The 23,125-nt window shown below is 65.5% G+C and carries 22 protein-coding genes; 8 read left to right on the top strand and 14 right to left on the bottom strand.

The genetic code is table 11. The annotated features are described in order from the left end of the window. From GFS60_RS05965 to malQ, 4 genes are all read right to left on the bottom strand, one after another. Window positions 1-354 carry a VOC family protein gene (locus tag GFS60_RS05965; protein ID WP_159919619.1) on the bottom strand — a complete coding sequence of 118 codons (354 nt, stop codon included), beginning with the start codon at window positions 352-354 and terminating at the stop codon, window positions 1-3. Window positions 355-411: 57 nt separating this feature from the next. Next, window positions 412-576: a hypothetical protein gene (locus GFS60_RS38550; RefSeq protein ID WP_201453512.1), complete on the bottom strand. Its 165-nt coding sequence runs from the start codon at window positions 574-576 to the stop codon at window positions 412-414. A gap of 40 nt (window positions 577-616) precedes the next feature. Continuing rightward, the gene (locus GFS60_RS05960) at window positions 617-1,795 is read right to left on the bottom strand and encodes a carboxylate-amine ligase (protein ID WP_159919617.1); all 1,179 of its coding nucleotides are present in this window, start codon (window positions 1,793-1,795) and stop codon (window positions 617-619) included. Between the two features lie 380 nt (window positions 1,796-2,175). Then, on the bottom strand, window positions 2,176-4,326 hold the full coding sequence (gene malQ, locus GFS60_RS05955) for a 4-alpha-glucanotransferase (protein WP_159919615.1): 2,151 nt from the start codon (window positions 4,324-4,326) through the stop codon (window positions 2,176-2,178). A gap of 179 nt (window positions 4,327-4,505) precedes the next feature. Here malQ and GFS60_RS05950 point away from each other — a divergent pair, with 179 nt between their 5' ends. From GFS60_RS05950 to GFS60_RS05940, 3 genes are all read left to right on the top strand, one after another. After that, window positions 4,506-5,153 carry a HemK2/MTQ2 family protein methyltransferase gene (locus GFS60_RS05950; protein ID WP_159919613.1) on the top strand — a complete coding sequence of 216 codons (648 nt, stop codon included), beginning with the start codon at window positions 4,506-4,508 and terminating at the stop codon, window positions 5,151-5,153. 468 nt (window positions 5,154-5,621) lie between these two features. After that, window positions 5,622-5,930: an ANTAR domain-containing protein gene (locus GFS60_RS05945; RefSeq protein ID WP_159919611.1), complete on the top strand. Its 309-nt coding sequence runs from the start codon at window positions 5,622-5,624 to the stop codon at window positions 5,928-5,930. Window positions 5,931-6,116: 186 nt separating this feature from the next. After that, window positions 6,117-6,485, top strand: a complete 369-nt coding sequence (locus GFS60_RS05940; RefSeq protein ID WP_159919609.1) for a hypothetical protein — start codon at window positions 6,117-6,119, stop codon at window positions 6,483-6,485. 15 nt (window positions 6,486-6,500) lie between these two features. Here the strand turns inward: GFS60_RS05940 and purQ are convergent, their stop codons facing one another. Both purQ and purS read right to left on the bottom strand, forming a co-directional pair. Then, window positions 6,501-7,178 (bottom strand): phosphoribosylformylglycinamidine synthase subunit PurQ, encoded by a 678-nt coding sequence (purQ, locus tag GFS60_RS05935; RefSeq protein WP_159919607.1) that lies wholly within the window; start codon window positions 7,176-7,178, stop codon window positions 6,501-6,503. Then, window positions 7,175-7,414, bottom strand: a complete 240-nt coding sequence (gene purS / locus GFS60_RS05930) for a phosphoribosylformylglycinamidine synthase subunit PurS (protein WP_109327158.1) — start codon at window positions 7,412-7,414, stop codon at window positions 7,175-7,177. The genes purQ and purS overlap by 4 nt, the downstream gene beginning before the upstream one ends. A gap of 115 nt (window positions 7,415-7,529) precedes the next feature. On the opposite strand from purS, the gene GFS60_RS05925 reads away from it, so the two are divergent. Further along, the gene (locus GFS60_RS05925; protein ID WP_159919605.1) at window positions 7,530-8,177 is read left to right on the top strand and encodes an MBL fold metallo-hydrolase; all 648 of its coding nucleotides are present in this window, start codon (window positions 7,530-7,532) and stop codon (window positions 8,175-8,177) included. Between the two features lie 137 nt (window positions 8,178-8,314). Beyond that, a complete protein-coding gene (locus GFS60_RS05920; RefSeq protein WP_236603167.1) occupies window positions 8,315-9,514 on the top strand; it encodes a DDE-type integrase/transposase/recombinase in 1,200 nt (399 codons plus the stop codon). Between the two features lie 85 nt (window positions 9,515-9,599). Here GFS60_RS05920 and GFS60_RS05915 read toward each other — a convergent pair whose 3' ends face one another. From GFS60_RS05915 to GFS60_RS05905, 3 genes are all read right to left on the bottom strand, one after another. Beyond that, window positions 9,600-10,304 (bottom strand): DUF2334 domain-containing protein, encoded by a 705-nt coding sequence (locus GFS60_RS05915; protein WP_159919603.1) that lies wholly within the window; start codon window positions 10,302-10,304, stop codon window positions 9,600-9,602. Between the two features lie 96 nt (window positions 10,305-10,400). After that, window positions 10,401-10,895 (bottom strand): glutathione peroxidase, encoded by a 495-nt coding sequence (locus GFS60_RS05910; protein ID WP_159919601.1) that lies wholly within the window; start codon window positions 10,893-10,895, stop codon window positions 10,401-10,403. 85 nt (window positions 10,896-10,980) lie between these two features. After that, entirely contained in the window at window positions 10,981-12,366 is a 1,386-nt protein-coding gene (locus tag GFS60_RS05905) for a cation:dicarboxylate symporter family transporter (RefSeq protein WP_159919599.1), read from the bottom strand. A 160-nt stretch (window positions 12,367-12,526) separates the two neighbouring features. Between GFS60_RS05905 and GFS60_RS05900 the strand changes: the two genes are divergently transcribed. Together GFS60_RS05900 and GFS60_RS05895 are read left to right on the top strand one after the other, a co-directional pair. Further along, window positions 12,527-14,110 carry a sensor histidine kinase gene (locus tag GFS60_RS05900; protein ID WP_159919597.1) on the top strand — a complete coding sequence of 528 codons (1,584 nt, stop codon included), beginning with the start codon at window positions 12,527-12,529 and terminating at the stop codon, window positions 14,108-14,110. Beyond that, a complete protein-coding gene (locus GFS60_RS05895; RefSeq protein WP_159919595.1) occupies window positions 14,107-14,796 on the top strand; it encodes a response regulator in 690 nt (229 codons plus the stop codon). The genes GFS60_RS05900 and GFS60_RS05895 overlap by 4 nt, the downstream gene beginning before the upstream one ends. A 25-nt stretch (window positions 14,797-14,821) precedes the next feature. Here the strand turns inward: GFS60_RS05895 and GFS60_RS05890 are convergent, their stop codons facing one another. Together GFS60_RS05890 and GFS60_RS05885 are read right to left on the bottom strand one after the other, a co-directional pair. Continuing rightward, complete coding sequence (locus GFS60_RS05890) at window positions 14,822-16,105, bottom strand: NADH:flavin oxidoreductase/NADH oxidase family protein (RefSeq protein WP_236603388.1); 1,284 nt, start codon at window positions 16,103-16,105, stop codon at window positions 14,822-14,824. A 26-nt stretch (window positions 16,106-16,131) separates the two neighbouring features. Next, the gene (locus tag GFS60_RS05885) at window positions 16,132-17,697 is read right to left on the bottom strand and encodes an MFS transporter (RefSeq protein WP_159919593.1); all 1,566 of its coding nucleotides are present in this window, start codon (window positions 17,695-17,697) and stop codon (window positions 16,132-16,134) included. Window positions 17,698-17,922: 225 nt separating this feature from the next. Here GFS60_RS05885 and GFS60_RS05880 point away from each other — a divergent pair, with 225 nt between their 5' ends. Beyond that, complete coding sequence (locus GFS60_RS05880) at window positions 17,923-18,537, top strand: TetR/AcrR family transcriptional regulator (RefSeq protein ID WP_236603387.1); 615 nt, start codon at window positions 17,923-17,925, stop codon at window positions 18,535-18,537. Here GFS60_RS05880 and GFS60_RS05875 read toward each other — a convergent pair. From GFS60_RS05875 to GFS60_RS05865, 3 genes are all read right to left on the bottom strand, one after another. Beyond that, window positions 18,534-19,862: a M20/M25/M40 family metallo-hydrolase gene (locus GFS60_RS05875; protein ID WP_236603477.1), complete on the bottom strand. Its 1,329-nt coding sequence runs from the start codon at window positions 19,860-19,862 to the stop codon at window positions 18,534-18,536. The genes GFS60_RS05880 and GFS60_RS05875 overlap by 4 nt on opposite strands. A gap of 133 nt (window positions 19,863-19,995) precedes the next feature. After that, on the bottom strand, window positions 19,996-22,128 hold the full coding sequence (locus GFS60_RS05870; RefSeq protein ID WP_159919589.1) for a S9 family peptidase: 2,133 nt from the start codon (window positions 22,126-22,128) through the stop codon (window positions 19,996-19,998). A 3-nt stretch (window positions 22,129-22,131) separates the two neighbouring features. Further along, window positions 22,132-23,016, bottom strand: a complete 885-nt coding sequence (locus tag GFS60_RS05865) for a phosphoribosylaminoimidazolesuccinocarboxamide synthase (protein ID WP_159919587.1) — start codon at window positions 23,014-23,016, stop codon at window positions 22,132-22,134. Window positions 23,017-23,125 lie beyond the last annotated feature (109 nt).

Here is a 23,125-nt window from a genome sequence, read left to right as displayed (position 1 = left end):
CTAGCTGTGTGGACCCGAGACGCAGAACTGATTGCCGTCGGGATCGGCGAGGGTGACCCAGCGGAATCCGTCCATCTCGTGTTGCGCCACCTCCGTCGCGCCCCCGACGGTCAGTCTGCCCACCTCGCCGTCGAGATTCTCGGACGTCAGGTCGAGGTGAATGCGGTTCTTCCCCGGCGTGGGGTCGTCCACCTTTTGGAAGGCGAGCTTGTACGGCGAGTTCGGAAGCGCGACGACATAGAACCATCCGTCGTTCTCCTGCTCGACCGTGCCCGCAGTCTGCTCCGCCCACCAGGTGGCCAGCGGTCCGGGATCTGTGCTGTCGAAGGTGATCATGCCGAGTTCGAGTGCCATGGGCGCACCCTATCCCCGCTCACCGACACGTTTTCGGCTCCTGCGCGGGCCGCGGTGTCACTCGGGAGCCGGTGTGATGTGCAGGATCCCGAGGATCGACAACAGATCCTTGCAATCGTGAGCATCGCGCGAACGCGACGCGACCGCCCGCTGCGCCTTCCGGATCGTGTCGGCATCGATTTCGTGCTCCACCTCGAAGACGGAAGCTTTACGTTCGGCCACGTCGATTTCCTTCCCCGATGTCATCGTGCGGTGTCGGCCTTCAATGAACGGTGTCGCGCTCGCGGATCGCAGCGGGCCACGAACCCGCGAGCGTGTGGCGAGCCGCAACCGACACCACGTCAGCCGCGTCCTGTCGCCGGGAGAACGCCTCCCGCTGCCGCGTAGCGCCGTTGCCCTGGGCCAGGATCTTCTTCATCATCTTCTCCACCCTGCTGCGTTCACCGAACTCGTCGAGTTCCGTCTGCACGTGACGAATCAGTGAGGTCAGCTGGCGCGCAGGTGTGATCAACCGCGAAGAGGTGACGTCGAGCAATTGCCCGCTGACGCCTTCGCGCGCGGCACGCAGATATGCGGCCCGCAGCACCTCGGGCGCCACCGGAAGCGCTAGCCGTCCGGCATGTACCGAACGCTCCGCTGCTGCGACCAGGGCACGAATCAGCGTGGCCACGACCACCGTTTCGTCGACGGTGCCGGGCACGTCACTGACCCGGACCTCGACGGTGGGAAGGTGCGCGGAGGGGCGGACGTCCCAGTACACCATCGCCTCGTCGAGAATCCCGCCGGATTCGATCATCACGCCGACCACCGAGTCGTAGTGATCGGCCGATGTGAAGTACGGAGGTGCCCACGAGCACGCCCACCGGCCTCCGAGCACCGCCCGCCAGCTCGCGAACCCGGTGTCGCGGCCTCGATGGATCGGAGAGTTCGCGGTCAGCGCGAGGAGAGTCGGCAGCCAGAGCCGCAGATAATTGCACACCTGCACCGCGGTCTCGCGGTCACTGATCGCCACGTGCACGTGGCAACCACACACCTCGTGCTCGGACACGAGAGACCCGTACCGCTCGGCCATCCGCTGGTAACGGGGTACATCGGTGATCGTCGAGAACTCACCGCACATCGGCGGCACCCCCGTGGACAACAGGGCCGCCCCGTGCTGGGTCGCTGCCGCCGCCGCAACCGAGCGAGCCCCCGCGATCTGCTCGTACAACTGGCGCATTCCGCGGCACACCGGGGTGTTGGTCTCCACCTGGCTCGTCTTCAGCTCCAGATCGAGCGTGCCGCCCAGGCTTCGGGCACTGTCGACGACCTCCCGATTGCACTCGAGCATTCGGTTCGTCGACGCGTCGACGAGGAAGAACTCTTCCTCCACTCCGACCGACGGACCGCGGCTGGAACCGGGTACATCCGATCGTGCGCTGTCGAGTGGTCGCAAGCTCATCGTCGCACCCCCACGACGAGCCGCGGGACGTCTATCAGCACGGCCGCACCCCTTCCTCCGCGGTGAGGCGTGGGGCGGCACTCGCACCCAACGCCTCTCATTCGGCGTCGGCGCACTTCCTGACCGACCGGTGACAGAATCCGAATACCCCGGCGCCGGTATTCGAATCACTGCCGCAATCGCAGGTTCGCCAACTTTTCACGAGTTCTGCGCCCAGGGATGCGTACCGAACCCCGATCGGGGCCCTCATGACCGGTCCACACCGGACACGCGTCACCACAGACCGTCGCTCTCACCATCCCGACAGCCGCCGAGGCGGCCCCCGTTCAGGCATCACCGCCGCCCCCGTCAAGGAATGCACGTGTCGACGCAAGCCAGAGTCAGGAGTGCCCTTGCGCTGTGACCGCCTCGCATTCGACGTAGCTGTAGTCGGCCCGCGCCAGTTCCTCGAGAGGAACCGCCTTACCTGAGGCGTCGGCCAGGGGAATCTTCCAGTTCGGGTACTGGGCATCGCCCGTGCCCGGTTGATTCTGGATGCGGTGCTCGCCGACGAGGTCGACGAGTGCAACTCCCAGCAACATGGAGGGACTCCGGCCGATCAACGCGTACAACGCCTTCACGGTGTCCTCGATCGACGCGCCGCCCTCCGACAGCCCGCGGTCCCGGGCCATCTGCAGAACGGATTCGCGCTGACGCGTGTCGTGTTCTTTCTCGTTTTCGAGGTCCCGTTCGAGAAGGCCCAGCCGCGAACGCAATTCGATGTGTTCGCCCGCGAGATACCCGGCGGTCGGTGGAAGATCGTGCGTCGTCACGGAAGTCAGACACAGGGAACGGTATTTCTCGGGCGGAATGGGTCCGTCGTCGTCGCGTTCGAACCACAGAATCGACGTCCCCAACACGCCGCGTTCGGCGAGATACTCCTGCACCATCGGCTCGAAGACACCCAGGTCTTCGCCGATGACGACGGCCCCCGCGCGTTCCGCCTCGAGAACCAGAATCCCGATGAGGGCTTCGTGGTCGTAGGTGACGTAGGTCCCTTCCGCCGGTGACGCCGCACCCTTCGGTATCCACCACAGTCGGAACAGGCCGAGGATATGGTCGACGCGCAGTCCACCTGCATGCTTGAGCACGGTGCGCAGCATGTCGCGGTAGGGGGCATAGCCCAATTCGGCGAGCCGATCGGGCCGCCATGGCGGCTGATCCCAGGACTGGCCCTGCTGGTTGAAGTCGTCAGGTGGAGCGCCGACCGTAATACCTTCCGCGAGAGCGGATCCGAGCGACCAGGCGTCCGCTCCGCCATGCTGGACACCGACCGCCAGGTCGTGCACGACACCGATGTCCATGCCTGCCGCGCGGGCAGCGTGCTGAGCCTCGGCGAGTTGTTCGTCGCAGATCCACTGCAACCAAGAATGGAATTCGATGCGATCGGAGAGCTTGTCGCGTTGTGCTCGCACCCATTCGGTGTCGGGCGAGGCAGCCTTCGTCTGCCATCGCGGGTCCCGCGGAGACAATTTCTCGGCGAGGGCGCACCAGGTCGCGAAGTCGCGGAGCCCGTCCCCTTCGGTGCGGCGGAATTCGTCGAACGCCTGCTGACGACTTGCGCTGCGCTCGACTCGGAAGACCCGCTCGAGTGTCCGGAGTTTGGCGCGGTAGGACCTGTCCCTGTCGATCCGATCGGCCTTGCCGTTGGCCCGCTCGAAACGGGCCGCCGCCTCACGCATACGGGCGTAGTGCGGACGGGGCAGGTACGCGGCCTCCCGGATGTTCTCAACGCGGATGTACAGCGGATTGACGAACCTGCGCGTGGTCGGCAGATAGGGAGACGCCTCGACCGGGGGTTTCGGTTGCGCCGCATGCAGCGGATTCACCAGAACGTAGTCGGCGCCGTGCACGGAACCGAAGATCGTGGCCAAGTCCCCCAGGTCCCCGAAGTCGCCGAGACCCCACGAACGACGGGAACGCACGGAGTACAGCTGGGCAAGGACTCCCCACCGTTGCCGGTCGCTGAGAGAATTCGATGTCGACAACCTGGCCGGCGTGACGACGAGCGTGCACGACTCTGACGTAGCGTCGGACGGATCCGTCCCGTTTCTCCACGTCGACGCGCGGATCTCGTGCCACCCCGAGGGTACGTCGGCGGGGACGGCGAAAGTCGCGCGGCCGATCAGGGCGCCATCGACCTCTCGCGGATCGACCCACACGTCGAGCTGCCGCGCCGCGACCTCGTCGCCGAATTCGGTGACGATCGTGACGGTGACGGGGTCACCGTGCGGCACGTGGACGACGAAGCGTGCCTCGGTGCCCTGCACTCCGACGACGACCGGTGGCAGTGCCCGTCGCCAAGGAGCCAGTTCGCACTCTGCGAGCGCATCCTCGACCTCGACGTCGGTGTCGGCCGGGACATCCATCGCCGCGAGGACGGTGCGCAGTGTCTCGTCCCCGACCTCGTGACGTTGCTCGTCCCATCCCTCGTACGACGTCGCCACGCCGTGCCGGGCCGCTAGATTCCGCAACTGCTGGCTGTAGCTCACCTTGTCGATCGTGCCAGGTCGACGGTGCGTGCGCGCGCCGTGGACACGGAACTGATTGATCCGGGCGCGTCCCGGGTAATTGGACCCCAATCGACACTGCCGTTCGACTCGACATTGCCGAGAGTGCCCGGTGACAGAGTTCGGACTCACCTCGCACTCTCACCGACCAAGGAGCCCAGATGCTGCTACGTCTTCCTGGAGTCTATCGCCCACAGGACGATACGGAGATGCTGGCTGACGTGATCGCAGCCGAGGAGCTAGGGCCTTCCTCACGCGTTCTCGACCTCTGTGCAGGCACCGGCGCCCTGAGCGTCCGGGCAGCTGAGGCCGGTGCCGGATCGGTCACCGCGGTGGACGTGTCGCTCCGGGCAGTGCTCAGTATCCGGCTCAACGCGCTGACGAGGAGACTCCCGATTCGCGTTCTCCGCGGTGACCTCACCGAGTCGATTCGGTCCGAGCGATTCGATCTCATCGTGTCCAACCCGCCGTACGTTCCCGCACACGACGACGCCCTTCCCGCGCGAGGTGTTGCCCGGGCGTGGGACGCGGGCAAGAACGGTCGCGCCCTGCTCGACAGGATCTGCGCTCAATCACCGGACGTGCTGGCTCCCGGTGGGGTACTCCTCCTCGCCCAGTCCGCGCTCAGTGGGATCGAGAAGACCCAGACGATGCTCGAAGAGCAGAATTTGAGGGTCGAGTTAGCAGCCACGGCAGAAATCCCCTTCGGGCCGGTTCTCGAGGGACGGCGGAAGATGCTCGAGGAGCGCGGTCTCATAGAGCCCGGGCAGTCCCGCGAGCAGATCGTCGTGTTTCGAGCCGCGAAGTAGTCGGCGACAGAAGTAGTCGGCAGCAACCGGCATGCCGGTTGCTGAGTGACAACACATTTCCACTCGTTACTCGGCAGTTTTCATTGCCGAAACATGCGCGGCACGCTATCCTGAGCGAAGGTTGAGCACGCAGCCGACGCCGGGATTCGTCGCCGCGCGGGAATTTCAAGACTCAACCCCACTCGGTTTCAGCGATTTTCGCGCCTTCCTTCCCGAGGCAAGGTAGGACCACACTATGGGTGTCGCGGTGGACGATGTTGCCCTCACAACCTCGACGACGCCTGCAGCGAATCGGCCGGAATGTCCGGTCGGATCCTCACACCGCTATTCGCTGCTCGATGCACTTGTCTCCGTCCGGATTCGACCGGACATTCAGTGGGAATACTGCTATCACACGATGATTCGGCATCGAGTCGAGGCAATTCCTCGATCGGCGCTCGATTGCAACCAATCTTGAAGAGAGAACCGATGTCCCACAACGTAGTCGATCTACGATCACAGCCCCTACGACAGCAGCGCACCGAACGTGACGTACTGGCCACGGCGGAGCACATCCTGATCGAGTGCCGCGGATACAGCGGCGACGCAGCGTTCGACGAACTGATGGATGTGGCGCGCAGGCACCACGTCGATGTTCGCCGCGCCGCGGAACGTCTCATCGATCTGGCGGCGAAGGATTCTCGCGCAGTAGCAGAGGCCAGTCGGCTCCACGGGGCCGAGACGGCCGCCCTGGACGAGACCTGGGCACCCATGCTCGCCAACCGACACGCAAGTTGAGAGAGCCGATACCAACAATGACCGGACCGAAGACGCACACCGCGCCCGCAACGGCGACCCCGGAGAAACGCAGGTCGTCGATGAGTACCGAAGAGATCAAATCGCGTATAGAAGCGATGTTCGCGCACGACGAAGCGCCCGAGAACCGCAACTGACATAGGGCCGCAACTGACAACGGAGGGGCGTGTGACGTCGAGAGTGAAGCATCCTGTGCGGCGGTTGTTGTTCATCGGCAACCCCACCCAGTTCATCGAGGTGATTCATTGGGCCGCGATGCGGGTGTGGGCGACCGGCCACGGGCTGGAAACCACCAGGACATTCGCCGGCGGGCCGGTGGTGTGTGCGGTCGCCACCGAAGACGTTCTCGATGGCCTCTGTCTTCCTTCCGAGGCCACCATGTTGCAGCGAGTCCGCAGAGAAGGCATTCCGTGCATCAGCGTGCACGACGCTCCCGAACGCATCATCGATGAGATCGGTGCACTGACGCCGTTAACGGTCCTGCACACCGAAGCCGACGCCGAGTCGCTCATCGAGAGCGACAAGGCATCGGCGTAGGGCGAAACGTCCAGGTCAGGCGGAAATGACGCTGTCGAGGACGGAATAGAACATGCCGAGCCCATCGTCGCTGGGACCGGTGAGAGCTTCGGTGGCGTGCTCCGGGTGTGGCATCAGGCCGACGACACGTCCGTTGGCTGAGGAGATGCCGGCGATTGCGCCCTGAGACCCGTTGGGGTTGTCGCCCGCGAACCGGAAGACGACCCGGCCTTCACCCTCGAGCTCGTCCAGTACTTTCTTGGGAGCCTGGTAACGGCCCTCACCCGACTTCAGCGGAATGAGAATCTCGGCACCCGACTCGTAACGCGACGTCCACGCCGTCGATGTGGATTCCACCCTGAGCCACTCGTCACGGCAGATGAAATGCAGGCCCTCGTTGCGGGTGAGTGCGCCCGGCAGCAGACCGGCCTCGCACAGCACCTGGAAACCGTTGCAGATACCGAGGACGGGCATGCCCCCCTGAGCTGCCTGAACGACCTTGCCCATGACGGGGGCGAAGCGCGCGATCGCGCCTGCTCGCAAATAGTCACCGTACGAGAAGCCACCCGGGACGATAACCGCGTCGACGCCCTTGAGGTCGGCGTCTCCGTGCCAGAGGTTCACGGCCTCGCCGCCGGCGAGTTTCACCGCACGGACGGCGTCGACGTCGTCGAGGGTGCCGGGGAAAGTGATGACTCCGACGCGTGCACTCATGCTTCGACGCGCCTCACGGTCCAGTCCTCGATCACCGTGTTGGCCAGCAGGGCCTCGGCGATCTTCTCGAGCTGCGCGTCGTCGACGCTGCCGTCGACCTCGAGCTCGAAACGCTTCCCCTGGCGGACATCCGAGATTCCAGCGAACCCGAGCCGCGGCAGGGCCCCGGCAATGGCCTGCCCCTGGGGGTCGAGAATCTCGGCCTTGGGCATGACTTCGACGACGACACGGGCCACGTGCTGCTCCTCGTTAGTAGTGCGCGAGCCCAGAGTGGAACACCGGGCACTAGGGAGTTTACCGGGCCACCGGTGTGCAGCCCGCATCGGACGGAGGGCGCGCATACTCGAATCCATGCGACTGACTCACTTCGGCCACAGCTGCGTCCTCGTCGAGTTGAACGGTTCCACCATCCTGTTCGATCCGGGCAACTTCTCGCACGGATTCGAGGGCCTCACCGGGCTCGACGCGATCCTGGTCACCCATCAACATCCCGACCATGTCGACCAGCAGCGATTGCCGGCTCTCGTCGAGGCGAACCCCGACGCAGCGCTGTACTCGGATCCGCAGACGGCGGCGCAGCTCGGCGGTAGATGGACGGGGGTGCATGCCGGCGACGAGTTCGACATCGGCGACGTCCATGTCAGCGGCACCGGCGGTACGCACGCCGTGATCCACCCCGACATCCCGATGATCGACAACACCGCTTACCTGCTCGGCGACTCCGGCGATCCGGCACAGCTCCTGCATCCGGGCGACTCGCTGTTCGTCCCGGAACAGAAGGTGGACGTGCTGGCTCTGCCCGCCGCGGCGCCGTGGTTGAAGATATCCGAGGCGATCGACTACCTACGCGCCGTTGCGCCGCGGGTCGCCGTACCCATTCATCAGGCGATCATCGCCGACCAGGCCACCGGCATCTTCTACGGTCGTTACACCGACATGGCACCGGCAGGAACCGAATTCCGCACCCTTCCCAGCGAGTCGAGCGTCGAGGTGGCCTGACGCCCCTGTGAGTACTTCTCAACCGCCCACTGTTTGTTGAGTCTGGGGACATGTGAGACAGATGATGTCCACCCAGATGTGAGACACGCTGCTGTCGATTGAGGTATGAGGCACCTGACTGGTCGTGGACTTGGTTCATGACCGGAACGGAAGCCGTCATGGAACTGCTACACGCCCTGCTGGTGGTCTCGCAGACCACCGGCGCCGACATGTTCGACGGGAACTTCGCCCGCTGGTGCACCGACCACGGGATCTCCCGCGCCACCGCCTACCGGCACAAGAAACGGATCGAGGAGGACGGCCGGTGGACCGCCCGGTCCCGCCGGCCCACCTCCTGCCCACACGCCACCGCGTGGGAGGTGGAGGCCGAGATCGTGCGGCTTCGCCTCAACCTGCCCCATCACGAGCGCGGCGCCGACACCATCGCCTACCACCTGAACGCGGTCGCCGAGAAACAACACTGGTCCGAGCAGGGCTGGACCATCCCGTCCCGGGCCACGATCAACAAGATCCTCTCCCGCTACCACCTGGTCGTCCCCGAGCCGAAGAAACGCCCGAAATCGTCCTACCGCCGGTTCTGCTACCGCAAACCCCGCGACTGCTATCAGATCGACGCCACCGAAGTTCGGTTGGCGACCGGAGCCAAGGCCACCGTCTTCGAGGTCCTCGACGACTGCACCCGCACCCTGGTCGCCACCCGGGTCGCGGACGCCGAGACCGCCGCCGGGGCGATCGCGGCGATCACCGCCGCGTTCACCGACTTCGGGGTTCCGGCACTGGTACTCGCCGACAACGGCAGCGCGTTCACCTCCCGCCGCACCAAGGGCGGCACCTCGGGCTTCACCCGGGTCGTGAAGCGGGCCGGGGCGCGGCTGATCCACTCCACCCCATACCACCCACAGACCTGCGGGAAGGTCGAACGCCACCACCGCACCTTCAAGCAATGGTTGGCCACTCACCCCACCCAACCGACCACTCTGATCGAACTGCAGCAGCTCTGCGACACCTACCAGCGGTTCTACAACACCGACCGCCCGCACAGTGCGGTCAAGATGCCGCCACTGCAGGCCTGGCAGAACGCGCCACTCCTCGGTGGGCCACAAGCACTTCCGATCCAACACGACGCCACCGTGCACGCCCTGATCGTCTCCTCCGCCGGCACCGTGTGCATCGACTCCCACACCCGACTGAGCGTCGGCCGGCGCAGAGCCGGGCAGACCATCACCCTGCTCCACGACGACGACCACGTCACCGCCTACACCGCCGACGGCAACGTGATCGGACACCTACACCTCGACCACACCAAGCGCTACCAAGGACAACTCCAACCCGCCTAAAATCTGTCTCGCATCTACGTAGACACCCGTGTCTCATATCAACGTAGACAGCACAAACCGCCCACTGTTAAGAAGTACTCACGGGTCAGGCGGCGCCCACCCGGGGATGTCGCGGCTGCCACCGGTACACCGTCGGCTCTGCGCCGTACTGAAGGGCCAGGTCGACGGCGTCGAGCATCGCCTGCCGCGGGCCGGGGGTACCCAACTGTTTGGCCGTGACCGCGAGGCGGACCACTCCCCCGCGCTTCGCCGCGCGCCCCGAGCCGTGGACGAGCGCCCGACACCACCACGGTTCCGCCCGGAACCCCTCGCCGATGCCCAGTACGCGCGACCGTACGGACGACCCCCGTTCGAGGTCGTGGATAGCGGTCATGTTCGCGAGGAGCCGGAACCCCGCGGAAGGCAGGGCCGCGACGGCACCCTGCGACGCCAGCCAGCGCGGCGGTGCGAACACCCGGGTGCGCAGGCCGGTCTGCTCCATCACGCGGTCGGCGGCGATCAACCGCAGCCGGGCTTCGTGTTCGGGGAGTGCCGCGAACTCTGCGCGACGACGTTTGGTGGCGGCTTGGTCGTAGCCGTGCAGGACAACGGCGTCGCCCCGGGAACGGCGCAGACGCAGCCAGTCCTGCGTCGCCGGGTCGTTGACCAGGCGGTATTTGTCTTTCAGGCGCGGAGCGACCAGCAGCGACAGCGGCACACCCCGCGCGTCCATCTCCTCGGCGAACGCGGCGGCGAAGTCGCGCGTTTCCTGTCGAAGTCCTGACACCGACACGAGCAACTGTCCGGTCATGGCTTCCAGGGTGACAGCCCAAGGTGAACGCCAGGCAAAGGTCGTGCGCCTTTCTGGTCGCCTGGGCCACCAGAAAGGCGCACGAGCCCGAAGGGCCTACTTCGGCAGGACAGCCTCGATCGCGGCGACGACCTCGGGGGCGTCGGGTTCGGTGCGCGGACGGAACCGGTTCACGACGGTGCCGTCGGGTGCGACGAGGAACTTCTCGAAGTTCCATTGCACGTCCCCCGCCTCCCCGTCGGCGTCGGCAGCCTTGGTCAGCTCCTCGTACAGCGGATGACGATTGTCGCCGTTCACCTCGATCTTCTCGAGCAGGGGGAAGGTGACGCCGTAGGTGGTGGAGCAGAACGTCTCGATCTCCTCGGCAGTCCCGGGCTCCTGTCCCATGAACTGGTTACACGGAATCCCGATGACGGTGAGACCGCGGTCGGCGTAATCGGTCGCCAGCTTTTCGAGGGTCTTGTACTGGGGGGTGAGCCCACACTTGGAGGCCACGTTCACCACGAGAACTGCGCGCCCGTCGTATTCGCCGAGCGAGGTGGGCACGCCGCCCAGGGTGTTGATGGCAATGTTCTGCACAGGAGTCGTCATGACACCCAACGTAGCGACAACAAGCGCTGTGCGCCCAAGCGGAGATCCGCCCGGGCGCACAGCGCTTCCGTGTTCGTTCGTGGTGTCAGTGGGTGAGCAGCACGCGGGAGTCGTCTTCGCGGGCAGGGGTTGCCTTCTCCTGCTCGACGACTTCACCGTGACCGTCGTCGACCATGGTCTCCTCGTCGAAGGGCAGCTTTCCGTCGAGGACCTTGCGGACGCGGTCGTTGTCGACGGTGTCCGTCCACGAGCCGACGAGCAGCGTCGCGACGGCGTTGCCGGAGAAGTTGGTGACGGCGCGCGCCTCGGACATGAAGCGGTCGATGCCGACGATCAGTCCGACGCCGTCGAGCAGTTCGGGGCGGTGGCTCTGCAGCCCACCGGCGAGGGTAGCGAGACCTGCACCGCTCACCCCGGCGGCGCCCTTGGACGCGATGATCATGAACAGCAGCAGCGACAGCTGCTCGGGAAGCGACAGCGGCTGGCCCATCGCGTCGGCGATGAAGATCGATGCCATGGTCAGGTAGATCGCGGTGCCGTCGAGGTTGAACGAGTATCCGGTCGGGACCACGACGCCGACGGTGGTGCGCTCGACGCCGATGTGCTCCATCTTCGCGATGAGGCGGGGCAGGGCCGACTCGGACGAGGACGTGGCGAAGATCAGCAGGTACTCGCGGGCCAGGTAGCGGACGAGCTTGAAGATGGACACTCCGGCGACGACGCGCAAGATCGATCCGAGAACACCGAAGACGAAGATCAGGCAGGTCAGGTAGAAGCCCAGCATCAGGGTCGCGAGCTGAACGACTGCGCCGAGTCCGGTCTGTCCGACGACGTTGGCGATGGCGCCGAAGGCACCGATCGGGGCCAGCCACAGGATCATCGACAGGATCTTGAACACGAGCTTCTGCACGTAACCGACTCCGCGCAGGATCGGCTCACCCTGCTTACCCAGCGCCTGCAGACCGAAGCCGACGAGCAGGGCCACGAACAGGGTCTGCAGGACGTTGCCCTCGGTGAGCGCGGACAGCAGCGACGTGGGAATGATCGACCCGATGAACTCGACGGTGCCGCCTGCGCCGTGCGCCTTCTCGGCCAGCTGGGCACCGGTTCCGGCGGTGTCGGGGCTGACGTTCAGGCCGCTGCCCGGGTCGAGGAGGTTGCCCACCACCAAGCCGATGCCGAGGGCGACGGTCGACATGCCGATGAAGTAGGTGAGAGCGAGCCCGCCGACCTTCCCGACCTTGGCCGCTGCTTTCACCGACCCGATTCCCAGCACGATGGTGCAGAAGATCACCGGGCTGATCATCATCTTGATCAGGTCGACGAACATCGTGCCCAGGACACCGAGCGATTTGCCTGCCCCCGGCGCGAGCCATCCGACGAGTACGCCCGCGACCACGGCGACGATGACCCCCATGTACAACCAGTGGGTACGGTCGCGCTTCTTCGTTTTCCCTGTCGCAGTACTCATGGGGTGGTCCTCCAGTTCGAATGGCAAGCTGATCGATAAGCCGGGTAGTGACCGCGATCACGTCTTGTAGAGAATCTTGTAAGCGATCGCTCGGTTGGAGAAGTTTGTGTTCATTACGTTCAGGAGAGCTGCGGTGCGACGACGACTGCCGAGACGGCCCATGAGCGTGGCGCGTCAGCTCTTCCTCCTGCAATTGGTGGTCTTGACGCTGGTGATTGCTGCGGGAACTCTGCTTGCCGTCCTCGATCAGCGACGCGACAGCGACGACAGCACCCGGCGTGCGGTGACGGCGGTGGCCACGGCTCTGGCCCTGTCCGACGGCACCGTCGCAGCCCTGCGCACTCCCGACCCCAGCGCGATTCTCCAACCGCAGACCGAACGGATCCGCACGGCCACCGGAACCGACTTCATCGTGGTGATGGCCCCGAACCGCACGCGCTTCACGCACACCAGCCCGGAGCTCATCGGTGGCACGTTCTCCGGAAACATCGAGCGTGCCCTCGCCGGGGAAACGTTCACCGAGACCTACGCCGGTTCGCTCGGTCCGTCCATCCGGGCGGTGGCCCCCATCTACGACGGCGGCCGCATCGTCGGTCTCGTCTCGGTGGGTGTCACCCGCGAGAAGATCGGCGGCCAGGTGGCGAAGAGCCTGCCCACCATCTTCGCCGTCGCCGCTATCGGGCTGGGCGTGTCCGCGGCCGGCTCGTTCCTGCTCAGCAGGCGTCTACGACGGCAGACACTCGGAATGGCGCCGGACGAGCTGCGCCGCATGTACGAGCACCACGCTGCCGTTCTGCATTCGATCGGCGAGGGCCTGGTGGTTCTCGGTCGAACCGACGGCGACGACGCGACCGCCGAGGTGGTGAACGACGAGGCCCGCCGACTACTCGACCTACCCGACGGCCCGGTGCCCGTTTCCGCCCTGCCACCATCGCTGCGTACGGCCACCGCTCCCGCCCCGTCGGACACCGGCGAGCCGCGCGACGAGATACATCTGACAACCGACCGCGTTCTCCTCGTCAGCCGCGAACCCGTCGAATGGGAGGGACAGCGCATCGGCACGGTACTGACCTTGCGCGACCGCACCGAAATGCAAAGCGTGATGGGTGAACTCGACTCGGTGCGCGGGTTCGCCGAGTCCTTGCGTTCACAGGCCCACGAGTCGGCCAACCGGCTACACACCATCATCACGATGGTGGAACTGGGTCGCTACGACGACGCGATCGCGTTCGCCACGGATGATCTGCGTCTGTCCCAGGAGCTGATCGACCGGCTGATGACGGCGGTACACGAACCGGCACTGGCAGCGCTGTTGCTCGGCAAGGTGGGTGTTGCGGCGGAACGGGGCGTCGACTTGATCGTCACCGAGGACACCGCATTGGGTCCCGTTACGTCGCTCACTGCGCGGGAACTGGTCACCCTGGTGGGTAACCTCGTGGACAATGCCATCGACGCCGCGCGCGGATCTGCGGAGCAGACGGCCGACGGACCCTGGGTGGAAGTCACTGTATGCGAGGAGGATTCGTCGATGGTCGTGCGTGTTGCGGATAGTGGTCCGGGCATTCCCGCGGAGGAGTTCGACAAGGCCGTCACCCGTGGCTATTCCACGAAATCCGGCCAGCGCGGGCTGGGACTCGCCCTCGTCGTGCAGGTCGTGACACGCCACGGAGGAACGATCCGCACGGAACCGTCACTGGGCTCGATGATCGTCGTAGAGATACCGATCGCCGGAGCGGCTTCGTGATTCGAGTGATGATCGTCGAGGACGAGCCGCTGATCGCCGAGGCTCATCGTGCGTATGTCGAGCGGGTGCCCGGGTTCTCCGTGCATACCGTCGTCCATGACGGCAGCAGTGCGATGCGCGCCGTGGCGGAAGCCGGCAGCACCGAGGATCCGATCGACCTCGTCCTGCTGGACTTCGGTTTGCCGGATTCGAGTGGTCTCGATGTTGCGGCCGCGCTGAGCGGGATCCGGCCCAGCCCCGACGTCATTGCTGTCACCTCGGCCCGCGACCTCGAGTTGGTGCGCACCGCGGTGGCCCGCGGGATCGCGTTGTATCTGCTGAAGCCGTTCACCTTCGCCGCGTTCCGCGACAAACTGGAACGCTACCGCGAGTTCCGGGACGCGCTTCCGGCCGGCAGTAACGCGTTGAGCCAGCAGGACATCGACCGGGCAATGTCTGCCCTGCGCACCTCCGATGAACGCGCGAGTGCGCCGAAAGGTGTGGCTCCGCAGACACTCGACCACGTCTCCGCGTGCATCCGGGACGCAGCAGGACCCCTGACTGCGGCCGAGGTGGCCGCCGCGATAGGCGTGTCCCGGGTGACCGCGTGGCGGTACCTCGAACGACTGGCCGACGACGGCGTCCTCGCGCGGCACACGGAGTACGGCCGGGCGGGACGACCGCAGATCCGGTACGCGTTGCGCTGAGGAAACCCGTATGGGGACTCTTCCGTCAGCCACCCCGCTTGCTGCGGAGAGCGCCGACGCCGTTCCGGTTGATCATCGACGCCGCGGTCTTCCACCACGGCCGATCGAGGTCGGGGTCCATGCCGGCGCCCAGCCGCTCCAGCTGGTCGGTGTGCCATTGCAGATCCAGGGCGCCGTCCAGTGCCCGGAGGTTCGCGATCCGGGACAGTCCGCCGCGCAAACCGAAAGAGACCGGGGTCGCGTCGACTCGGTCGCCGCCCGCCACGAGAAGCGCCGATCCCGCGTCGGGGGTGGTCACCGTCGGACGGCCGAGACCGATCACGTCACACACTCCGGAATCGACGGCCCGGGCCATGGCGGAGCGCGACCGGAATCCGCCGGTGACCGCAAGCGGTACGTCACCCGCCGCCTCGCGCACCGACGCGGCGTAGTCGAGGAAATAGGCCTCCCGCTGCCTCGTACTGGTGGATACACTCGCGTTCCGGCCCATCATGGCCGGGGATTCGTAGCTGCCGCCGCTGATTTCGATCAGGTCGATGCTCTCCGAGGACAGCTGCTCGACCACCGAGCGTGACTCCGTTTCGGTGAATCCGCCGCGCTGGAAATCTGCCGAGTTCAGTTTGATGCCGACAGCGAAGCTCGGTGCCACGACGGAGCGGATCCGGCGGACTATTTCGAGAACGAACCGCATCCTCCGCTCGGAGTCGCCGCCCCAGCGGTCGGTGCGCTGATTGGAGAGCGGTGAGAGGAACTGCGAGACCAGGTATCCATGCGCACCGTGTATCTCGACACCGTTGAATCCCGCCGTCTCCGCTATGCCCGCAGCCGCGGCGAAACGATCGATGATGTTCTCGATCTCCGATTCGGTCAGTGCACGTGGTGTGGTCATTCCCGGGATGTTCGACGCCACCGCCGAGGGAGCGACGGGGCGAGTGCGAGTGACGAGTGGATTTGCCTGTCGTCCGGGATGATTCAGCTGCATCCAGATGGGTGCGCCGCCGTCCTGGGTTGCCTTGGCCCATCGTTGGAGCCCGTCGAGGTCTCGGTCGTCGTCGAGGACCACATTGCCCGGTTCGCCCAGGTGGCTGCGATCGACCATGACGTTTCCGGTGACGACCAGTCCGTAGCCGCCACTGCCCCAGCGGGTGTACAGGCGTTCGAGGCGCGGGTCGGGACCGTGGTCCTTGTTCGCGAGTCCCTCACTGAGTGCCGCCTTCATCAGCCGGTTGGGCAAGCGCTGACCACAGGGAAGCTTCAGTGGGTCGATCAGGTCGGCGCTCATGTTCTTTCCGGTGGAGTCGTTGTTCATACGAGGTTCCTTCTGTTCGAGGCCGACTACTTCGCGGACGGTTCTTTCCAGGCCAGCAGGACGGATTCGGCGGCCGGCTTCCACGGCAGGAAGACGGCCACCGCGACAGCGACGAGCAGCGAGACCGACACGGTGACGTAGGAGGCCAGTTGGAAGCCCTCCAGCGACGCCGCCTTCATGGCGTAGACGAGGTCGGCCTTCTGCTGCGCGAACGCGGGAACGGTAGGTCGCTTCACGATTTCGAGCACACTGATCACCGTTTCGCGCGCAAAGCTCTTCTCGTAGGGCGTCATCAGGAACTCGGGGATGGCATCGATGCGCGGTCCGACCTTGGTGGTATATACCGAAGCGACGATCGACCCCAGTACTGCGACACCGAGGGTGCCGCCCGCCTCACGGGTGGTGTCGTTGACAGCGGAACCGGCTCCGGCCTCCTCGAGCGGCACCGAGGACATGATCGATTCGGTGGCCGGCCCCTGCACGATGGCCAGGCCCAGCCCCATCAACACCATCGAGACGACCACCGCACCCAGGTAGGGGGTTTCGACCTTCACCTGCCCGGCGATGAACATACCGACACTCATGACGACGAGACCGAACACGATGACTGCGGTGGTGCCGATCCGTTGCGCGATCAGCGTAGCCAGCGGCGCGCCGACGGCGATCGCCGCGGCGAAGGGCAACGAGTGGATCCCGAACTGCAGCGGCGTCAGTTCCATCACGCCCTGGAAGTACTGGGTGATCATGAAGAGGAATCCGAACATGCTGAAGTAGGCAACCGCGATCGCCAGCGCCGGCAACGAGAAACGCCGGATGCGGAAGAGCTGCATGTTGAGGACCGGGGAGTCGGTGCGCAATTCCCACCACACGAACGCCGCGAAGAACACGACCGACATCGCGTAGCCGGACAGGCTGATCGCCGAAACCCATCCTTGGTGCGGCGCTTCGATGATGGTCCACACCAACGTGGTCACACTGAGCAGCGAGAAGGCGATGCCGAGCAGATCGAGCCTGCCGACGTGGGTGGTCTTCGACTCGGGAATCAGGAACCGAGCGAGAACCAGCACGACCACTGCCACCGGCACATTGATCCAGAACACCGAATGCCACGAGAAGTGCTCGAGGAGCCAGCCACCCGCGGTCGGGCCGATCGCGATCGCGATTCCCGCCATTGCGGTCCAGGCGGCGATGGCAACCGCCCGTTCCTTCACATCGGTGAAGATGTTGATGATCAGCGCGAGCGTCGCCGGGAACACCGCGGCGGCGAACACACCCATGGCGGCCCGGGCGGCGATCACCTGCCCCAGATCGGTCGCGAGGGCGCCGCCCACGGACATGACGGCGACACCGGCCAGCCCGATCATCATCACCCGCCGCCGCCCGTACCGATCGCCGAGGTGGCCGAACGCGAGCAGCAAGCCCGCGAAGGTCAGGGTGTAGGCGTCCACCACCCACTGCAGGCCGCTGATGTCGGTATGCAACTCGACGCCGAGTGAGGGCAGCGCGACGTTGACGATGGTGTTGTCGAGAACGACGAGCAGTTCGGCCAGGCAGATGACGAGGAGCGCGAGGTAGCGCGCTCGACGACTCATGCCGCTGTCGGTAGTTCGAGGCGCGGCTGGATGAACCGCCGTGGTGTGTGGCACTGGAATCGACTCCTCGTCGCTGTTATGCGGGGCTGCATATCTCCTGCGGCGAGAGTATGCGTTACGCCTAGTTACAGTCAATGGGAAGTTTCCGTGTTTCCGCACGAAGTCCGGCAGGGAGTTCGAGAACGCCTTCCGACAGCGGGTCGACGAGCTATGCTGGTCGACATAATGAGTAGGCGAACGACTGCACGGGACCGGATGCTGCTGAGTGCCGTCACCCTCTTCCGCGAGCGGGGCGTCGACGCGACGTCGCTGGCCGACGTCGTCGCGCACGCAGACGCGCCCCGCGGGTCGATCTACCACCACTTTCCCGGTGGTAAGAGTCAGCTGGCCGAGGAGGCCACGCATCGGGCCGGTGGCCTGATGGGGTCGCTCATCAGCGAGAGCCTGTCGAACAAGGGCCCCGTCGAGACACTCGTCCTGATCATCGATCTGTTCCGCCGGGAACTCGTGGAGACGGACTTCTCGTCCGGGTGCCCGGTCGCCGCCGGCGCATTGTCGGGCGGCGAATGCCCCACGGCCAAGGATGCGGCGGGTGAAGCCTTCAGTTCCTGGGAGGCCACCATCGCTGCCTCACTCTGGCAGCACGGCGTACGGATGTCCCGTGCCCAATCTGTCGCCACCATGTCGATCTCCGCGATCGAAGGCGCACTCGTGCTGTCGAGAGCGCAACGCAGTACGCAGGCGCTCGACCGGGTTGCCGCCGAACTCGTGGCGATGGCCGAGGACGTGCTCGCCCACGCGACCTCGACCGGCCGGCGAGCCGACGCACCGGAACGTTAACGCCAGTCGCGGATCAGCCGGCTGAAGAACTCGATCCCGTTCCGTAACCCGGCAATCGACAGGCGTTCGTCCGTGGAATGAATGAGCGCCCGACTCCGGGCGTCGAGCTCGAAGGGATAGAAGCGATAGACGTACTCACTGATCTGGGCCATGTGTCGGGCGTCGGTGGCGCCGACCAGGAGAAACGGTGACACGATCGACCCGGGAAAGGTATCGGCTACCACCTGCCGGAGTCGGGCGAACACCTCGTCGTCCGTCCTCGACACCGGTGACGGTTCGGTGGCGCCGAGGACGTCGAGTTGTATGTCGTTGTCGCGGATCGTCTTCCGTATCCGTTCCACGGTGCCGTTCACGGTGTCGCCCGGCAGTATGCGGATATCGAGCACTGCACGCGCCGTCTCCGCCATCACGTTGTTGGCGGCACTGCCTTCCAGGACGGTAGCGACTGCCGTGGTGCGGCACATGGCGTTCATCAGGGCACCGGCGCGCGGCAGCACCCTCGCCAACAGTGGTCCGAATGTGTCGGTCCGGGAGAGCATCGTGCCCAGCGGACCTTTCGCATGGACGCCTACGTTGGTGAGCAGGTCGACGGTGGGTTCGGTGAGCCGGGCCGGGAACTTGTGGTGGTCGACGCGGGTGATGGCGCGGGCAAGCCGGGCGGTAGCGGTCTTCCTCCCCGGCATCGACGCGTGACCACCAGGGTCCTTCGCCGTCAACTGCAGGTCGAGGATCCCTTTCTCGGCAGTTCCGAGGACCGCGAGCGTCGCGTCGACTCCGGGGAACGCGTCGCCGGCAACTCCACCGCCCTCGTCGATGACCACACCCGGCACGATCCCCCGCTCCCGGAACGTGTGCACCACCTGCGGAATGCCGTCTCCTCCGACCTCCTCGTTGTGGCCGAAAACCAGATAGACGTCACGGGCCGGGACGACACCACTGCGCAGCAGCCCTTCGACTGCCTCGAGAATGCTGACCAGCACGCCCTTGTCGTCGATGGCGCCGCGCCCCCAAACGGCGTCGTCCGCCACGACCCCGCCGAACGGTGGATGAGTCCATCCCTCGTCGTGCGCGGGCACGACGTCCTGGTGCGCCATCAGCACGATCGGCTTGTCGGGCACCCCGACATCCCAGTGGTACATGAGCGAATGCGAGGCAATGATCTCCTTGTCGAGATTCTCCCGCACCAGTGGGTACAACTCGTCGACAAGACTCCGGAAACGCGCGAAGAACGTCCAGTCCGTGTTCGCGTCGTCCCGGGTGGACACCGTGGGGACACGGAGCATCGCCGCGAAATGCTCGACCGCTAGCGTCGTGTCGATCGCCATCTCTGTCACGAGCGCCACCTCCTCGTCGCGTCGGAACCAGGATGACGATCAGCCTAAACCTGTCGCTCGAATGGCAGGCCCGAGTTCGCCCATGGTTCCGGACCGAGGACGCTCATGTCGGGCGGACCTGGCGTCAGGCCCTCCCGACGATGTGGAGCACCCAGGCGAACTCGAACGCCACTTCCTTCCACTTCTCGTAGCGCCCGCTCACGCCACCGTGGCCCGCGCTCATCTCGGTCTTGAGAAGCAGCGGCGAGTCGCCCGTCTTGGTGGCCCGAAGCTTGGCCACCCACTTCGCCGGCTCGACGTAGAGGACCCTGGTGTCGTTGATGCTGGTGATCGCGAGGATGGCCGGATAATCCTTGGCCTCCACGTTCTCGTACGGGCTGTACGAACGCATGTACTCGTACACCTCGGGGTTCTCGAGCGGATTACCCCACTCGTCCCACTCGATCACCGTCAGCGGAAGCGACGGATCGAGGATTGAGGTGAGCGGGTCCACGAAGGGAACGTTGGCGAGGATGCCTGCGAAGAGTTCCGGAGCCAGGTTGGCCACTGCGCCCATCAGGAGACCGCCTGCACTGCCGCCGTCCGCGACGAGTTGGTGCGGAGTGGTGCGGCCGGTGTCCACGAGGTGACGTGCACAGTCGACGAAATCGGTGAAGGTGTTCTTCTTCGTCAGTGTCTTGCCGTTCTCGTACCAATGCCGGCCCATCTCGCCGCCGCCACGCACGTGTGCGACAACGAACACGACTCCCCGATCGAGGAGCGAGAGCCGTGCGACGGAGAACGCGGGATCCATGCTGGCCTCGTACGAGCCGTAGCCGTACAGGAGTGTCGGCGCCGGTTCGTCCGGGGCACCGTCGGCACGCCTCACGATCGACAGCGGAATCCGGGTACCGTCGGCGGCGATGGCCCAGTCACGTTGCTGCACATAGTTGCGCGCATCGAAGTCCCCGAGCACGGGTTGCGACTTCCGTAGCGCCAGTTCGCCCGTCGACAACACGTAGTCGTACACCTGCCCGGGCGTGATGAACGAGGTGAACGCCATCCGCAGAGTCGGCTGCTGCCATTCCGGATTGGCGCCGAGGCCCACGCTGAACAGTTCCTCGTCGAAGGCGATCTCCGTGAACTCGCCGTACCCCTCCGGGCCGAGCGGCCAGATCGCCAAGCGGGTCAACGCTTCCCGCCGGTAGCTGAGCACCAGATGGTCGGCGAAGGCGTCGACCTCCTCGAGTCGTACATCCGACCGATGCGCGATCAGCGTGGTCAAGGACGTCGGATCCGACACCGGCGCCTCGGCAAGCATGAAATTCTCGGCCTTCTCACCGTCGACGACGTCGTTGTGCATGATCAGAAAACGATCTTCGCCCGCGACCACTGCATGTTCGACGCCGTATTCGACGCCCTCGCGCCGCGGAAGAATTACCCGGAACTCCCCTTCGGGGTTCGCCGATTCCAGGACCCGGGCTTCGCTGGTGATCTTGGAACCCACCCAGATCATCAGGTACTTCTCACTGCGGGTGGATCCGACGGAAACCCAGAACCGCTCGTCGGGCTCCCGGAAGACGGCGACGTCCTCCTCGCGGGCGGTGCCGAGCCGGTGACGCCACACGGTGTCGGGGCGCCAGGACTCGTCGACCGTGAGGTAGAAGACATGCCGGTGGTCAATCGCCCAGGTAACTCCCGGTGCGGTGCCGGTGATCTCGTCGGGCAGCAATTCGCCGGTGACGAGGTTCTTGAACCGGAGCGTGTAGCGCTCGTCGCCGACCACGTCCACCGAGTACGCGAGCAGCGTGCCGTCGTGACTGAGGGAGAAGGCTCCGACGGAGAAGAAGTCGTGACCCTCGGCCTCCGCGTTGCCGTCGAGCAGGATCTGCTCGCCGGGGAGTTCGACACCCGGGGTGAGCTCCGGCGGAGTCCAGTCGTCGGGACCCGTGATCGGTGTCCGGCACTGCACGCCGTACTGCTTACCCTCGATGGTCCGGGCGTAGTACCAGTACTCCCCCATCCGGGTGGGCACCGACATGTCGGTTTCCTGTGTCCGGGATTTGATCTCCGAAAAGATCTGGTCGCGCAAGGGAGCCAGGTGGGCAGTCTCCTGCTCGGTGTACGCATTCTCGGCTTCGAGGTAGGCGATCACCTCCGCGTCTTCCTTGTCGCGCAACCATTCGTACTCGTCGACGAAGGTGTGTCCGTGATGGACCCGCTCGGTGGGAACCTTCTTGGCAACGGGCGGGGTCAGAATCTTGTTCTCGGTGGTCATCGCTCAGCCCACCCACTCCGCGAACGACAATCCCGAAATGCGCTCGTACGCGTCGATGTAGCGTTGCCGCGTCGCCGCCACGATCTCCGCCGGAAGCGGCGGCGGCGGTGTGTCGGACGCGCGGTCCCAGCCCGACTCGGGGCCGGTGAGCCAGTTACGGACGAACTGCTTGTCGAAGCTCGGCTGCACCTTCCCAGCCTCGTACCCGTCGGCGGGCCAGTAGCGGGACGAGTCGGGTGTGAGGACCTCATCGGCGAGCACGAGGTTGCCCTTCTTGTCGAGGCCGAACTCGAGCTTGGTGTCGGCGAGAATGATCCCACGGTCGGCGGCGAAGTTGGCTGCTCTGCCGTAGATGTCCAGGGTGTCGTCCCGCAGCTTGATCGCCAGGTCTTGACCGACCTTGTCGACCACGACGTCGAAAGTGATGTTCTCGTCGTGCTCCCCCAGTTCCGCCTTGCTGGCCGGGGTGAAGATCGGATCAGGGAGCCGGCTGGCCTCCACCAACCCTTCGGGCAGGGCCACCCCGCACACCGAACCGGTCTCGTTGTAGTCGATCAGGCCGGAACCGGTGAGGTAACCGCGGGCGACACATTCGATCGGAACCATCTCGAGCTTGCGCACCACGAGTGCGCGGCCGAGGACCTCCTCGGGGATGCGACTGTCGTCGGGCTCACCCGCCAGATGGTTGCTGCCCCCGAGCACGCCGAAGAAGAAGACACTCATCGCGGTGAGTACCCGGCCCTTGTCCGGAATCGTGGTGCCGAGAACGTGGTCGTAGGCGGAGATCCGATCGCTCGCGACCAACAGCAGGTGCTCGTCGTCGATCGTGTAGAGGTCGCGGACCTTGCCACCGGCCAGATGGGCGTAGGAATCGAGTGAGGGGCGCACGGTGAGCCAGCCTATCGGTCCTGCCGGACAGACCGGGCGCTGACCTTGCGGCGCTCACCGCGTTCCGGGGCCGATCGTTGCTCTCTACCGTGAGGTCAGGACTCTGAGC

The organism is Rhodococcus sp. WAY2 (genome assembly GCF_009859915.1).
GTDB classification, from domain to species: domain Bacteria; phylum Actinomycetota; class Actinomycetes; order Mycobacteriales; family Mycobacteriaceae; genus Rhodococcus_F; species Rhodococcus_F oxybenzonivorans.
This window is presented reverse-complemented; position numbering and strand designations above follow the sequence as displayed.